The organism is Rhizobium sp. NZLR11 (genome assembly GCF_019685115.1).
GTDB lineage: Bacteria > Pseudomonadota > Alphaproteobacteria > Rhizobiales > Rhizobiaceae > Rhizobium.
Map to the genome: position 1 here is coordinate 35,684 of NZ_JABDWD010000017.1, position 13,837 is coordinate 49,520.

Annotated in this window: 13 protein-coding genes and 1 tRNA gene; 8 read left to right on the forward strand and 6 right to left on the reverse strand. The window is 60.5% G+C overall.

The annotated features are described in order from the left end of the window. Window positions 1–8 precede the first annotated feature (8 nt). The 5 genes from map (at window position 9) to HJB83_RS25005 (ending at window position 6,012) form a co-directional block, all read left to right on the forward strand. Complete coding sequence (gene map, locus HJB83_RS24985; RefSeq protein ID WP_207583987.1) at window positions 9–845, forward strand: type I methionyl aminopeptidase; 837 nt, start codon at window positions 9–11, stop codon at window positions 843–845. Window positions 846–852: 7 nt separating this feature from the next. After that, window positions 853–1,680, forward strand: coding sequence for a RadC family protein (radC, locus tag HJB83_RS24990; RefSeq protein ID WP_207583986.1), 828 nt, complete (start codon window positions 853–855; stop codon window positions 1,678–1,680). A 119-nt stretch (window positions 1,681–1,799) separates the two neighbouring features. Continuing rightward, window positions 1,800–3,206, forward strand: coding sequence for a Si-specific NAD(P)(+) transhydrogenase (gene sthA / locus HJB83_RS24995; protein ID WP_207583985.1), 1,407 nt, complete (start codon window positions 1,800–1,802; stop codon window positions 3,204–3,206). Between the two features lie 62 nt (window positions 3,207–3,268). Continuing rightward, window positions 3,269–4,072 carry an endonuclease/exonuclease/phosphatase family protein gene (locus HJB83_RS25000; protein WP_207583984.1) on the forward strand — a complete coding sequence of 268 codons (804 nt, stop codon included), beginning with the start codon at window positions 3,269–3,271 and terminating at the stop codon, window positions 4,070–4,072. A 155-nt stretch (window positions 4,073–4,227) separates the two neighbouring features. Next, on the forward strand, window positions 4,228–6,012 hold the full coding sequence (locus tag HJB83_RS25005) for a radical SAM protein (RefSeq protein ID WP_221132658.1): 1,785 nt from the start codon (window positions 4,228–4,230) through the stop codon (window positions 6,010–6,012). Window positions 6,013–6,103: 91 nt separating this feature from the next. Here HJB83_RS25005 and HJB83_RS25010 read toward each other — a convergent pair whose 3' ends face one another. The 5 genes from HJB83_RS25010 to HJB83_RS25030 all read right to left on the reverse strand — a co-directional run bounded on the left by HJB83_RS25010 (window position 6,104) and on the right by HJB83_RS25030 (window position 10,312). Then, window positions 6,104–6,526 (reverse strand): nuclear transport factor 2 family protein, encoded by a 423-nt coding sequence (locus HJB83_RS25010; protein ID WP_207583982.1) that lies wholly within the window; start codon window positions 6,524–6,526, stop codon window positions 6,104–6,106. A 174-nt stretch (window positions 6,527–6,700) separates the two neighbouring features. Then, on the reverse strand, window positions 6,701–8,185 hold the full coding sequence (tig, locus tag HJB83_RS25015; RefSeq protein WP_207583981.1) for a trigger factor: 1,485 nt from the start codon (window positions 8,183–8,185) through the stop codon (window positions 6,701–6,703). Between the two features lie 199 nt (window positions 8,186–8,384). After that, window positions 8,385–8,469, reverse strand: a tRNA-Leu gene (locus HJB83_RS25020). Window positions 8,470–8,621: 152 nt separating this feature from the next. Continuing rightward, window positions 8,622–9,212: a GDYXXLXY domain-containing protein gene (locus HJB83_RS25025; RefSeq protein WP_221132659.1), complete on the reverse strand. Its 591-nt coding sequence runs from the start codon at window positions 9,210–9,212 to the stop codon at window positions 8,622–8,624. After that, on the reverse strand, window positions 9,209–10,312 hold the full coding sequence (locus HJB83_RS25030) for a DUF2157 domain-containing protein (RefSeq protein ID WP_221132660.1): 1,104 nt from the start codon (window positions 10,310–10,312) through the stop codon (window positions 9,209–9,211). Before HJB83_RS25030 ends, HJB83_RS25025 begins: the two co-directional genes overlap by 4 nt. An 871-nt stretch (window positions 10,313–11,183) precedes the next feature. Here HJB83_RS25030 and HJB83_RS25035 point away from each other — a divergent pair. From HJB83_RS25035 to trmFO, 3 genes are all read left to right on the forward strand, one after another. Next, window positions 11,184–11,330 (forward strand): DUF1127 domain-containing protein, encoded by a 147-nt coding sequence (locus tag HJB83_RS25035; RefSeq protein WP_007628510.1) that lies wholly within the window; start codon window positions 11,184–11,186, stop codon window positions 11,328–11,330. 302 nt (window positions 11,331–11,632) lie between these two features. Then, entirely contained in the window at window positions 11,633–11,776 is a 144-nt protein-coding gene (locus HJB83_RS25040) for a DUF1127 domain-containing protein (RefSeq protein WP_003539017.1), read from the forward strand. 120 nt (window positions 11,777–11,896) lie between these two features. Further along, window positions 11,897–13,303, forward strand: coding sequence for a methylenetetrahydrofolate--tRNA-(uracil(54)-C(5))-methyltransferase (FADH(2)-oxidizing) TrmFO (gene trmFO / locus HJB83_RS25045; RefSeq protein ID WP_221132661.1), 1,407 nt, complete (start codon window positions 11,897–11,899; stop codon window positions 13,301–13,303). 7 nt (window positions 13,304–13,310) lie between these two features. On the opposite strand, the gene HJB83_RS25050 is transcribed toward trmFO, so the two are convergent. Beyond that, a complete protein-coding gene (locus HJB83_RS25050; protein ID WP_207583977.1) occupies window positions 13,311–13,778 on the reverse strand; it encodes a hypothetical protein in 468 nt (155 codons plus the stop codon). Window positions 13,779–13,837 lie beyond the last annotated feature (59 nt).

Genomic DNA, 13,837 nt, shown 5'->3' on the forward strand with positions numbered 1-13,837 from the left:
GCCCTGCAATGGTGAACTATATCGAAGCCTCTTCCGCGCCCTCGAAGAATACGGGCGCTATTCGGCTTTACGACGCGCAAGCATTCGAGGGTATGCGTAAGGCGTGCCAGCTGACGGCGCGCTGCCTCGATGCGCTGGCCGACATCGTCAAGCCGGGGCTGGTGACCGATGACATCGACCGCTTCGTCTTCGATTTCGGGATGGATCACGGCGCCCAGCCGGCGACACTGAACTATCGCGGCTACACCAAATCGACCTGCACCTCGATCAACCATGTCGTCTGCCACGGCATTCCGAACGACAAGCCGCTGCGCGAAGGCGATATCGTCAATATCGACGTCACCTTCGTGCTCGACGGCTGGCACGGCGATTCGAGCCGGATGTACCCCGTCGGCACGATCAAGCGCGCATCCGAGCGATTGCTCGAGGTTACTTATGAAGCGCTGATGCGCGGTATTGGTGCCGTCAGACCCGGGGCCCGCACCGGCGCAATCGGCGAGGCGATCCAGACCTATGCCGAGGCCGAGCGCTGTTCGGTGGTGCGCGATTTCTGCGGCCACGGCGTCGGCCGGCTGTTCCACGATTCGCCGAATATCCTGCATTACGGCCGCGCCAACGAGGGGCCCGAGCTGCGCGAAGGCATGATCTTCACCATCGAGCCGATGATCAATCTCGGCCGGCCGCATGTGAAGGTTCTTGCCGACGGCTGGACGGCGGTAACCCGCGACCGGTCGCTTTCGGCGCAGTACGAACATACCGTCGGCGTTACCTCGGGCGGCTGCGAGATCTTCACCCTGTCGCCGGGTGGGCTCGATCGCCCCGGCCTGCCGTCGTTTGCCGGGTGACGATCCGATGGCAAAGCGGCCTGTTGCGACATCTTCCGACGACGAGCTGCCTTTCGAGACGCAGGAGCCCATTGCCGCCGACGAACGCTCGTTCTTCGGCGGACGCTCGCAACAACCGTCCGTGCCGAATGCCAAGGCCGCCCTGCCCGCCTCACTCGCCGGCCAAGAACATTATCACGGCCATCGCGAGCGGTTGCGTGACCGCTTCCGCGAGCTGGGCGACACCGCGCTTGCCGACTACGAAATCCTCGAACTGCTGCTTTTCCGCCTGATCCCGCGGCGCGACACCAAGCCGATCGCCAAGGCGCTGATCGAACGGTTCGGCTCGCTCTCCGGCGTCTTCGGCGCGCCGGCGGCTTTGCTGACGGAGATAAAGGGCGTCGGCGAAGCAGTGGCGCTCGACCTGAAGCTGATCTCGACGATTGCCCACCGAACCCTGAAGAGCGAGCTCAGGAGCAAGCAGATTCTCTCCTCGTGGTCCTCAGTTATAGAGTACTGCCACGCCGCCATGGCGCACGAGACCCGCGAACAGTTCCGCATCCTCTTCCTCGACAAGCGCAACGTGCTGATTGCCGATGAGGTCCAGGGCCGCGGCACGGTCGACCACACGCCGGTCTATCCGCGCGAGGTGGTGAAACGCGCGCTCGAGCTTTCGGCAACGGCGATGATCCTCGTCCACAACCACCCCTCCGGCGACCCGACGCCGTCACGCGCCGACATCGACATGACGAAGGTGATCATCGAGGCGGCCAAGGCGCTCGATATCACCGTCCACGACCACATCATCATCGGCAAGGACGGCCATGTCAGCCTGAAGGGGCTGAAGCTGATCTGAAAAGCGCAGGGGCGGCTGAATCGGCGGTCGTAAAACAATCTGTAACATTGACCGGCTACCGATAGACGGGCGACATCTTTGCGTCGCAAATGATTCCTTTTCCAATCCGGGGCCAGATGATGCTTCAGTACGATCTCGTTGTGGTGGGTAGCGGTCCTGCAGGGCGCCGCGGCGCGATCCAGGCTGCAAAACTCGGCAAGAAAGTGCTTGTCATTGAGCAGGGCAAACGCGTCGGCGGCGTGTCCGTGCATACCGGCACCATCCCCTCCAAAACGCTGCGCGAGACCGCGCTCAATCTTTCCGGCTGGCGCGAACGCGGCTTCTACGGCCGGTCTTACCGCGTCAAGGAAGAGATCAGTGCAGATGATCTGCGCCGACGCCTGCTGATTACGCTCAACCACGAGGTCGAGGTGCTGGAACACCAGTTCGCCCGCAACCGCGTGCAGCATATTCGCGGCAAGGCGAGCTTCATCAATCCATCGACGCTGCAGGTGATCAAGGATGACGGTGAGATTACCCAGGTCACCGGCGCCAGCGTGCTGCTTGCAGTCGGCACGAAGCCGTTCCGCCCCGATTACATACCCTTCGACGGCAAGACCGTTCTCGACAGCGACGAACTGCTCGATATCCAGGAGCTGCCGCGCTCAATGGTCGTCATCGGCGCCGGCGTCATCGGCATCGAATATGCGACGATCTTCAGTGCGCTCGACACGGCCGTCACCGTGATAGACCCGAAGGCGACGATGCTCGACTTCATCGACAAGGAAATCGTCGAGGATTTCACCTACCAGCTGCGCGACCGCAACATGAAGCTGCTGCTCGGCCAGAAGGCCGACAAGGTGGAGACGCTGGAAGGCGGCAAGGTCGAGCTGACGCTCGACAGCGGACGGCGCCTGACGACCGACATGGTGCTGTTCGCCGCTGGCCGCTTGGGGGCGACCGATGCGCTGAACCTACCAGCCATCGGCCTCGAAGCCGACAGCCGCGGCCGTCTCAAGGTCAATCCGGAAACCTTCCAGACATCGGTTGCCAACGTCTACGCCGCCGGCGACGTCGTCGGCTTTCCGAGCCTTGCCTCGACCTCGATGGAACAGGGCCGCATCGCTGCCCGCGTCGCAATCGGCGCGGTCGCCAAGGAACCGCCGAAATATTTCCCCTACGGTATCTATGCCGTGCCGGAGATTTCCACCTGCGGCCTGACCGAAGAAGAGATGAAGGAGCGCGGCATTCCCTATGAATGCGGCATCGCCCGCTTCCGCGAGACCTCGCGCGGTCATATCATGGGCCTCGACACCGGGCTTTTGAAGCTGATCTTCTCGCTGAAGACGCGGCGCCTGCTCGGCGTGCATATCGTCGGCGAAGGCGCCACCGAGCTGGTGCATATCGGCCAGGCGGTGCTCAATCTCAAAGGCACGGTCGAATATTTCGTCGAAAACACCTTCAACTATCCGACACTCGCCGAAGCCTACAAGATCGCCGGCCTCGACGCCTGGAACCGGATGGGCGACATCAAGTCGGAACTCTGAGGGTCTCTCATAGACGGCGGGCTTTCGTGTAAATCCGGCCGTCAAAACGGAGCCGAACGGCATTGCGCATCATTTCGCTGAATGCATGGGGCGGCAGGCTGCATGAGGCCCTGATCGACTATGTCGCGCAGGCCGATCCGGATGTGCTCTGCCTGCAGGAGGTGCTGCGGGCGCCGGGTGCGGATGACCGATGGTCGATCTATCGGGATGCGGGACTGGAGCTGCCCCAGCGCGCCAATCTGTTTGCAGAGATCAGCGCCGCCCTGCCCGGCCACGACGGCTTCTTCTGCCCGACATCGAGAGGCGAGCTGTTTAACGGCGATACTGCCATTACCGCCGAATTCGGGCTGGCGACCTTCGTGCGCAAATCGTATTCGGTCATTACCCAAGGGCTGGACTTCGTGCATGGCAGTTTTTCCGCCAATGGCTGGGGCGAACATCCGCGGCCACGGAACGCCCATTGCATCCGTCTCTTCAGCCATGAGCGCGCCTCTACCGTGACCATCGCCCACATGCATGGCCTGCGCGATCCCGCAGGCAAGGGCGATACGGCGGCGCGCCAGGAACAGGCCGCAGCGCTGGCGGCGCTCATCGAGCGGATCTGGCCGGGCGACGAAGGGCTCGTCGTCTGCGGTGATTTCAACGTATTGCCTGACAGCGCGACCTTTACGATTCTCGCCAGATTAGGGCTTTCGGATCTCGTCACCGGAAACGGCCTTGCAGACACGCGGACCTCCTACTATCTGAAGCAGGGCCGCTTTGCCGATTACATGCTGGTTACACCGGGGGTGAACATTGTCAAGTTCGAGGTGGTCGAGGCGCCCGAGGTCTCCGACCACCGCGCATTGCTGCTCGATGTCGGGTAGTATATTGAAGAAGTTGCCGTGCGAAACGTTTTGCATGCAACGCGCGTTTTTACGCCTTAGTTTGACCTCTTGAATCGCATTGATACGTCATGCCTGATATATGGCTTCAACACTATTTTGCTCCGGCAAAAGCTTCTGAAGAAAGATAGATACTCTTGTCCCATGTCTTGGAAGCTGCGCGTCGACGTTTTCAGCTGATCCTGATCAAGCCGTCGCATTATGACGATGACGGCTACGTCATCCGCTGGTGGCGGGCGATGATTCCCTCCAATTCGCTCGCGGCGCTCTACGGCATCGCCGCCGAATGTGCCGAGCGTCAGGTGCTCGGGCCCGACACCGCGATCGATATCACCGTGATCGACGAGACCAATACGCGGATCGATGTCGCCGGGCTGCTCGCACAGTTCAAGCGCCACGACAATTTCGGCATGATCTCGCTGGTCGGCGTTCAGACCAATCAGTATCCGCGCGCGCTTGATATCGCCCGGCCGTTCCGCGAGGCCGGCCTGCCGGTTTCCATCGGTGGTTTCCATGTTTCCGGCTGCCTGTCGATGCTGGATGGCCAGGCGGTGGGGCTCGACGCCTGCCGTGACATGGGCATCTCGATGTTCGCCGGTGAAGCCGAAGGGCGGCTGGAGATGGTGCTGCGTGATGCGGCCGCCGGCGAGCTGAAGCCGCTTTACAATTTCATGAACGACCTTCCCGGCATCGGCGGCACGCCGGTTCCGTTCCTGCCGAAGGACAATATCCAGCGCACGCTCGGGCTCAGCACCAGCTTCGATGCCGGACGCGGCTGTCCCTACCAGTGCTCGTTCTGCACCATCATCAACGTGCAGGGACGCAAGTCGCGCTTCCGCTCGGCTGACGACGTCGAAAAGCTGGTGCGGATGAACTGGGCGCAGGGCATCCACAAATTCTTCATCACCGACGACAATTTCGCCCGCAACAAGGATTGGGAGGCGATTTTCGACAGGCTGATCGAACTCAAGGAGCGGGACGGCATTCCGCTCGGCCTGATGATCCAGGTCGACACGCTCTGCCACAAGATTCCCAATTTCATCGAGAAATCCCGGCGCGCTGGCGTTACCCGCGTCTTCATCGGCCTCGAAAACGTCAATCCGGACAATCTGACAGCGGCCAAGAAGAACCAGAACAAGATTACCGAATACCGCAAGATGCTGCTCGCCTGGAAGGCGCAGGGCATCATGACGCTGGCCGGTTATATCCTGGGCTTCCCCGCCGACACGCCGGAATCGATCCGCCGCGACATCGCGATCATCCAGGACGAACTGCCGCTCGACGTCATCGAATTCTTCATCCTGACGCCGCTGCCCGGCTCCGAGGACCATCAGGTGTTGTGGAAGAAGGGCATCGAGATGGATGCGGATCTCAACATCTACGATGTCGAGCACGTCTGCACCGCGCATCCTCGAATGAGCAAGCAGGAGTGGGAAGACATCTATCACGAGGCCTGGGCGCTCTATTATTCGCCGAAGCACATGAAGACCCTGCTTCGCCGTGCTGTGGCGACCGGGGTACCGCTCGCAAGGCTCGTCAAGGTTCTCGTCTCCTTCGCAACCACCGTGCCGCTGGAAAATGTGCATCCACTGCAAAGCGGCTTGCTGCGCCTGAAGACGCCGGCAGAGCGGCGCCCGGACCTGCCGCGCGAAAATCCGCTGGTGTTCTGGCCGCGCTTTGCCTGGGAAACCTTCCGAAAACATGCTTCGCTTGCCGGTACGATCATCGGCCTGACGATTTCGGCATTCCTGATCTCACGGGATGCCAAGTCGAAGACCTATATGGATCAGGCCTTGACGCCGGTCGCCGACGATGAGGAAGAGACACTCAGCCTCTTCACCAAGACCGCTGGCGGCACCGCGGCGGTCAACCATATTCGCAAGGTGGCGGAACTGACCCACGGCCGATCTGCCGCGCATTGACCGGCATCTCTTGCAGCGGCGGCTCATACGCTGTCAGCCGGAATCATTGACGACAACGGAGTCGAAGCCTGGAGCTCCGACTTCCGTTACGCTAAGCGACCTGGATTATCTGACTTGTCTCGGCCACTTGCAGTGTGTCGACGAATTCGACGATCTTGACCGGTTTCCCGTCCCTGAAATGGATCTTGTCGACGAATTCCGTATAGAAGCTCGCACCCGATGGGATGTGCCTGACCTCACCCTCGCGATGGGCGAAGACCATATGCTCGTCCTCGTCCACATAGATGCCGACTGTCTTGATATTGGATAGATCCCACACAGTGATGAGTTGCTCTATCACTTGGCGAAAGGCATGCCCGCCGGATTCAGTTGAAAAAGGCGCCAACCGTGTATTGCCGGCCATCCGGAAGGTGCAATCCTCGCCGATCAGCGCCAGCGTGCCCTCGATATCGCCGCGGTCGCGCACAGCGTAGATTTCTTCCACGCATTTCTTCATGTCATGTTTTGCGGTCATTTTCCGGTCCTCCCACCGTCAGCGAAATCTGCATCGAATTATACTTTAACGCAACTATCTGTTGCCGGGAATACAACTCGATAGTGGGAGACCCTCGAGACTGAACGGCCCCGGATAATAGAAAAAGGCCCCGCACAATGGCGAGGCCTTGCAGACTTCAGAACTGAAAAGCGATTATTCGGCGCTTTCGTCAGCCGCCTTCTTCTTCGGAGCAGCCTTCTTCTTCGGAGCGGCTTCCTCGCCTTCGCCGGCGTCGGCAGCTTCGGCCTTGGCGGCAGCCTTCTTCTTCGGGGCGGCCTTCTTGGTCTCAGTCTTAGCCTCGCCTTCTTCCTCGGCGAGCAGCTCTTCCTTGGTCACCTTCTTGTCGGTGACGTCGATTTCGGTCAGCAGGTGATCGATGACCTTCTCTTCGAAGATCGGCGCGCGGATCGACGCGGCGGCACCCGGCTGGCTGCGGAAGAATTCGAGGATCTGCTTTTCCTGGCCCGGATACTGGCGCAGCTGTTCGTATATCGCACGCTGCATTTCGTCTTCGCTGACTTCGACGCCGGCCTTTTCGCCGATTTCGGAGAGAACGAGGCCGAGGCGGACACGACGCTCGGCGAGCGTCTTGTATTCCTCACGTGCCTTCTCTTCGGTGGTGTCTTCGTCCTCGAAGGTCTTGCCGGACTGGGCGAGGTCGTTGTTCACCTGGCTCCAGATGCCGTTGTATTCGGCGTCGACGAGCGAGTTCGGGGTCTCGAACTTGTACATCTCGTCGAGCTGGTCGAGGATCTGGCGCTTCAGCTTCTGGCGGGTCAGCGAGCCGTACTGCGATTCGATCTGGCCGCGAACGATTTCCTTCAGGCGATCGGCGGATTCGATGCCGAGCTTCGAGGCGAGTTCGTCGTTGATCTCGACAGCGGCAGGTGCTGCAACATCCTTGACCGATACGTCGAAGGTCGCTTCCTTGCCGGCGAGGTTCTTGGCCGGATAGTCAGCCGGGAAGGTCACGGTGATGGTCTTCTCGTCGCCAGCCTTGGCGCCGACGAGCTGGTCTTCGAAGCCAGGAATGAAGCGGCCGGAGCCGAGCACCAGTTCGGCGCCCTGGTCGGTGCCGCCTTCGAAGGCTTCGCCGTCGACCTTGCCGACGTAATCCATGGTGATGCGGTCGCCGTTCGCGGCCTTGCCGGTCTTGGTCTCGTAGGCGCGAGCGCTTTCGGCGACCTTCAGGACCTGCTCGTTGACTTCGTCGTCCGAGATGTCGATGACTTCGCGTGTGACCTTGATGCCCTTGACCGACTTCAGTTCGATCGGCGGCAGCACTTCATAGGAGAGCGTGAATTCGAAATCCTGCTCGGCGGCGAGGATCTTGTCAGCTTCATCCTTGTCTTCGGTCATGGCGATTTCCGGCTGCGTGGCCGATTTTTCGCCGCGGCTGGACAAGATGGCGGACGGCTGCTCGCGGACGATCTCGTTGACGAGGTCGGCCATGATCGACTTGCCGTAGACCTTCTTCAGGTGAGCAGCGGGTACCTTGCCCGGACGGAAGCCGTTGATGCGAACCTTGTCCTTCACATCGGCAAGACGCTCATTCATCTTGTCTTGCATGTCCTTGGCCGGGATAACGACCTTGATTTCGCGCTTCAGCCCTTCAGCGAGCGTTTCGATAACCTGCATGTCTTCCTACCTTCATTTCGTGGCGGCCGTGCCCAGACGCCGTTCGTTTCAATGAGCACGACGCCGGCCGAGTGCCGCGCGTGGCTTTTCCCAATTCCTGTATCATTCCGCCCAAGGGGGAACGGCACTCGCGGGCTATTCGGGATAACTCTCGGCTGCCCTGCGGCAACCGATTTTAGTCTCCCGCCTGCAAACAGCTTGGTGCGGGTAGAGAGACTTGAACTCCCACGCCTTGCGGCACCAGAACCTAAATCTGGCGTGTCTACCAATTTCACCATACCCGCGTTCACAAAACCGCATGCTTATGCCTGCACATGAGGCCTTCCGGAGCGCGGCGTCTCTATATCACCCGATTTGGTCGAGGCAAAGGAAAAATGAACGGCAAATGACAGGGATTTCCCGCCCGGAAGCCGTCTTCTTCCGAACTGCCGCCGGATCAGTAAAGCGGCTCGTCGTAAACCGGCTTGCCGTCAACGAGAAGACTGCGGATTTGTGCGCCTCCCGCTGGCGAAACGCGCACCGCGATTGCGACATTGCCGTCAGTGCGAGCCTCCTCGATCGGCTTGCCCTCGCCTTCGGGAACGTAGTAGCGCTCGATACCGTATTCGACGCGGATGCTGTCGGCCGCGGCCAGTCCGCCACTGTAGAATGGCTGGCTGCGCAGAATCACCGTCTCCGGTAGCGGTGGCAGTCCGTGAAAGGACGATTCGGTCACCGTCCAGAAACTATCCTCCTGCTTCTTCAACCGGACCCATAAAGTCCGCTCGCCGGGCTCGACCGGAATACCGCCGGAAACCGTCTGCACCAGCACCGAGGAAATGTCGTAGTTCAAGACGACATAGTCGCCGCGCAGGAAATCGCGCGGATCGACCGGCGCCGTTTTCAGCAGCACCTCGGCGCCATCGGCGAGGATCGACGCCCGGCTCTGGATGATCGTGCCGAGGATAAGGGTCTGCAGGCCGGCGACGACGATCGCCGAAAGCAGATAGCCCTTTCCGGATTGCAGCCTTGCCATGAACGAGCTCATACGCGCTCCCCCTGTGCATTCGCCGAAAAACGCCGCTCGAGACGGATGACGATCCAGGCAACCAGTGCGACCACGAGACCGGAGAACAGGAAGAGGCTCGACGTGCCGAGGATCGAGCCGACCGTGACGGAAGCGAGATAAAGCATTTCGGCGGCAAACGTGGTGTAGGCGAGATAACGCACCGCACCGTTGTCCCTGCCATGCAGGGCAATCGCCAGCACTGAAGCGGCAAGCGTCGCCAGGCCGAGCACCACCAGCCGCCAGCCGTCCTCGATTTCGAAATGCAGCAGCAGCAAGCCGATCGCAGCGACAAGGAAGCTGTAGAAGGCCGGGGCCGCACCGGCGCTCCTGAGCAGGGAGGTAATCCGCGGGAGCGGCAATGCCGTCAGGACGAAGGCCGCCATGCCGCCGATCGCGAAGGCGAGCGCCACGGCGATTTCCTCATAAAGCGTATAGAGCCAGGCAAGCCAACCGATCAAAAGCAGATAGGCCAGATGGCGGGCCCGCTCGGCGCCGGTATACCGCACCAGCCCGATAATGATCACAGCCATAACCGGCGCCATCCAGGGATCGAGTCCTATCCAATGTGTGTCGTGATTCTCGAGATAGACGGCGAAAGACGCCCAGGAGAGGAAGCCGGCGACGACGGCCACTGCGCCCGAACGGAACAGGATCGCGGAAATCGTCGCAATCGCGAACCAGAGATACATCACCGTCTGCTCATCGCCGGAGAGATGATACATCTGCCCGATCAGCGAGATGGCGCCGCCGAAACTCATCGCGCCGATGATCAGCAAGCCGCTTGCCGCCGCTGTCGCACCGCGGGCGAGCATCCGAGCGGCGGCAATATGCACCACCCAGATCAGGGCAAGGATGACGCCGACGCGGACGAGGCGCGGAATAGCCTCCCAGTTGGAGGCGACGACCAGCAGGATGGCGGCTGCAAGCAGTACCGCCGCCAGCGCCATCAGCACCCGCCCGAGGCTGAAGCTTGCCGGGCGGCTGTCATATTCGGCGAGAAGCGCGCCTGCCGTTTCCTGCCCCAGCAGGCCCTTGCCTACCCAGAGTGAGAGATCCCGCTCCAATCTGCCGCGATACATGCTCCACCCCTCATTTCCGCAACGCCGACTGCGGCGCTACGGCTCACGCCGTTATAGACGCAGCACGGGTGTTCGCAAACGCTCTTGCGCAAATATACAACTTCCTCATTGGTCTAACTTGTACCGAGCATTAACCGGCCGCTAACCTCAGAAGCGCTAATATCAGCATATGGACGGAGAGGTATGCGCCGATCGCATATCACTCATGAGTTTATTGCACTGCAAAATAATCATTAGTCATACTATTTATCGAACCATAGAAGCACGGGGATGGCGCCCCGGCCCGGCTTCAGCCGGACGCCCGCGGATCGCTTGGTCCGCGACGATATTCGCAGCCGCGCACTCCTCCTCCCAGCGCGCTGCGATAGGCTGGCAACACTCCTCCTCCCAGTTGCCGGTCACCATAACGCGCCCGCCGGATCCTCCCCCGGCGGGCGTTTTTGTTCGGCAAAAACTGAATTAAAGCATTGGCGGTCCGAGGATTTCCGCCGTTTGGCGCCGGCCTGCCGCATTGCCGTCACACCGCACCGGCAACGCTGCGGACAGATGGGCAACTTCGATCCGGCGGCGGAATGCGTTCTTATAGCGGATATATGGGCGGAACCGCCGGAAGCAGCGGCGTTTTTGAGCAATGGCACCGGTTCGGTCCTCCAAACGGGATTGCTTTCCTGAAAGCCATTCTGCCTATTCGTTGACCAAAAAACGGAAAATCTGCGTCAAACACCCCTAGAGCATTGCATGCATCGCATAGGTGATCTGAAAACTTGGCTGTTTTAGTCTTTCGCGCCGCAACATATATTCTGGTCATCAAATAGAGGTCAGCGCCGATCGGCGGCTGCTGGCAGATGAAACCCTCAGAAAGGGGCTTAACATGAACTTCTCTCGCTCTTTCAATAACTGGCGCAAGTATCGTCAGACGATCACGGAACTTGGCCGCATGACCAACCGCGAATTGCACGATCTCGGCATCGACCGTTCGGACATTAATCGCGTTGCCCGTGAGGCTTCTTCCCGCTAATCCAGGCGATCCGCTGCTCCTCCCAAGCAGGATCGTTCTGATTGAAACGCCCGCTGTACCCACAGCGGGCGTTTTCGTTTGTCTGCATGCGGCTGCTGCGGCGGTTGCATTGTTTTGCCGCTTTCGTTAGCCCGCACAAAAAATATCCACCGCCTAATTGACGAGCATCACACTGCACAATTGCATGGCAGACGCCTTTTATTTGCACTGCACAATAGGACGGTTCTCGCCTATATAAACATCAACCGCAGAGAGATAGGCGATCCCGCCATCCAGCGGACATATGTTAGAGGAAAAAGACAATGAACCCGATCCGCATTGCAAGAAGCTGGCTCAGCTACCGCCGTACGCTCAATGAACTCGGCGGCCTTTCGAACCAGACCCTGTCCGATATCGGCGTCAGCCGCTACGACATCCGCAATATCGCATCCCGCTCGTTCCGCTAATAGCCGGCCGTTAATAACGGCCGCTAATAGCGAGCGTGATGCTCCCAAGACGGCGCCCCAGGGCGCCGTTTTTGATTCCGGGGTGTTGGATCGCACCTGCCGACATGATATCAGCCCGGAATGAACACGATCTCCTCCTATTCCCCCATCCATGTCGTCGGCGGCGGGCTTGCCGGTTCGGAAGCCGCCTGGCAGATCGCCAGCTCCGGCATCCCCGTCATCCTGCATGAAATGCGCGGGGTGCGCGGCACGGATGCGCATAAAACCGACGGCCTTGCCGAACTCGTCTGCTCCAATTCCTTCCGCTCCGACGATGCGACCAGCAATGCCGTCGGCGTCATCCATGCCGAGATGCGCATGGCGGGCTCACTGATCATGGCCACTGCCGATCGGCACCAGGTTCCGGCAGGTGGCGCGCTCGCCGTCGATCGCGATGGCTTCTCCGAGGCGGTGACGAGGGCGATCCATGACCACCCGCTGATCACGGTCGTGCGGGAAGAGGTCACCGGCCTGCCGCCAAGGGACTGGGATCTTGCCATCGTCGCCACCGGGCCGCTGACGGCGCCGTCACTCGCAAGCGCCATCCAGGCAGAAACCGGCAAGGATTCGCTCGCCTTCTTCGACGCCATCGCGCCGATCATGTACCGCGAGAGCATCGACATGGATATTTGCTGGTATCAGTCGCGCTACGACAAGGTCGGCCCCGGCGGCACCGGCAAGGATTACATCAATTGCCCGATGGACGAGGCGCAGTACAATGCCTTCGTCGACGCGCTGATATCAGGCGACACGGTCGGTTTCAAAGAATGGGAAGGCACGCCTTATTTCGACGGTTGCCTGCCGATCGAGGTGATGGCCGAACGCGGCCGCGAGACCCTGCGCCACGGGCCAATGAAGCCGATGGGGCTGACGAACGCGCATAACCCGACGGTCAAGGCCTATGCCGTCGTGCAGCTGCGGCAGGACAATGCGCTCGGCACGCTTTACAACATGGTCGGCTTCCAGACGAAGCTGAAATATGGCGCGCAAGCGGAAATTTTTCGGATGATCCCCGGCCTGGAAAATGCGGAATTTGCCCGTCTCGGCGGTCTTCACCGGAACACCTATATCAATTCCCCCACCCTGCTCGACCCGTCGCTGACGCTGAAATCGCGGCCCGGCCTGCGTTTCGCCGGCCAGATCACCGGCTGCGAAGGTTATGTGGAAAGCGCCAGCGTCGGGCTGATGGCCGGCCGTTTCGCCGCCGCCGAACGCAAAGGCGAGGCGATCTCGCTGCCGCCGGCGACGACGGCGCTGGGCTCGCTGCTCGGTCATATCACCGGTGGGCATATCGTCACCGACGAGGAGCCGGGTAAACGATCATTCCAGCCGATGAACATCAATTTCGGGCTGTTTCCGGAGCTCCAGCCGGGTTCGATCGTCAAGCCCGAGGGCGTCAAACGTTTCCGCGGCAAGGACAAGACGATCATGAAACGGCAGTTGATCGCACGCCGCGCGCTTGCAGACTGCGCCGCCTGGCTCGGCTAAAGCACTTCTACTGCTTGTTCGCCGCCGAGATATGGCTCGGCGGCAGGTCCTTATCCGGCTCGGCGATATAGTTGCCGAGCAGCCAGAGCGCCACTTCCGAGGATTCTTTAGCGGAAGCAAATTCGAAATCGCCGTTGTGATGGGGTGCATCGAGGAAGTCGATCACCAGGCCCCTGCCCGTTTGCGAGCTGACGACGCGCACGCGGCCTGGCTCGATCAGATGGCAGGCGAAGTGGCGTGACATATTGCGCATGAAGCCCGCTTTGTTGTCGTGCAGACGCACGAAGATGGCCTGGCCGTTTTCCGTTGCCTGCAACTGGCGGATCGCCTCGGTCGGAAAAGCGCGGCCGAACTCGATGATGGCGAGGCCTGTATCGTGCAGGCCGTCTTCCTTGTTTTGCGCAGCCATGCGCGTTGCCACAAAAGCAAAGAAGATAACGATGGTGAAAAGAACGCACCAGACGATAATGCCCACGCCGAGTCTCCGTTCAATGGGGTAGCGGTTCAAGCCTTCTAACGCGCGAGACTTGCGCG

What these genes read in the sequence shown, in the direction of transcription:
- trmFO (WP_221132661.1), top strand. Translation starts at nt 11,897, where the DNA reads ATGAACACGATCTCCTCCTATTCCCCCATCCATGTCGTCGGCGGCGGG.
- HJB83_RS25025 (WP_221132659.1), bottom strand. Translation starts at nt 9,212, where the DNA reads ATGAGCTCGTTCATGGCAAGGCTGCAATCCGGAAAGGGCTATCTGCTT.
- HJB83_RS25010 (WP_207583982.1), bottom strand. Translation starts at nt 6,526, where the DNA reads ATGACCGCAAAACATGACATGAAGAAATGCGTGGAAGAAATCTACGCT.
- sthA (WP_207583985.1), top strand. Translation starts at nt 1,800, where the DNA reads ATGCTTCAGTACGATCTCGTTGTGGTGGGTAGCGGTCCTGCAGGGCGC.
- radC (WP_207583986.1), top strand. Translation starts at nt 853, where the DNA reads ATGGCAAAGCGGCCTGTTGCGACATCTTCCGACGACGAGCTGCCTTTC.
- map (WP_207583987.1), top strand. Translation starts at nt 9, where the DNA reads ATGGTGAACTATATCGAAGCCTCTTCCGCGCCCTCGAAGAATACGGGC.
- HJB83_RS25035 (WP_007628510.1), top strand. Translation starts at nt 11,184, where the DNA reads ATGAACTTCTCTCGCTCTTTCAATAACTGGCGCAAGTATCGTCAGACG.
- tig (WP_207583981.1), bottom strand. Translation starts at nt 8,185, where the DNA reads ATGCAGGTTATCGAAACGCTCGCTGAAGGGCTGAAGCGCGAAATCAAG.
- HJB83_RS25030 (WP_221132660.1), bottom strand. Translation starts at nt 10,312, where the DNA reads ATGTATCGCGGCAGATTGGAGCGGGATCTCTCACTCTGGGTAGGCAAG.
- HJB83_RS25040 (WP_003539017.1), top strand. Translation starts at nt 11,633, where the DNA reads ATGAACCCGATCCGCATTGCAAGAAGCTGGCTCAGCTACCGCCGTACG.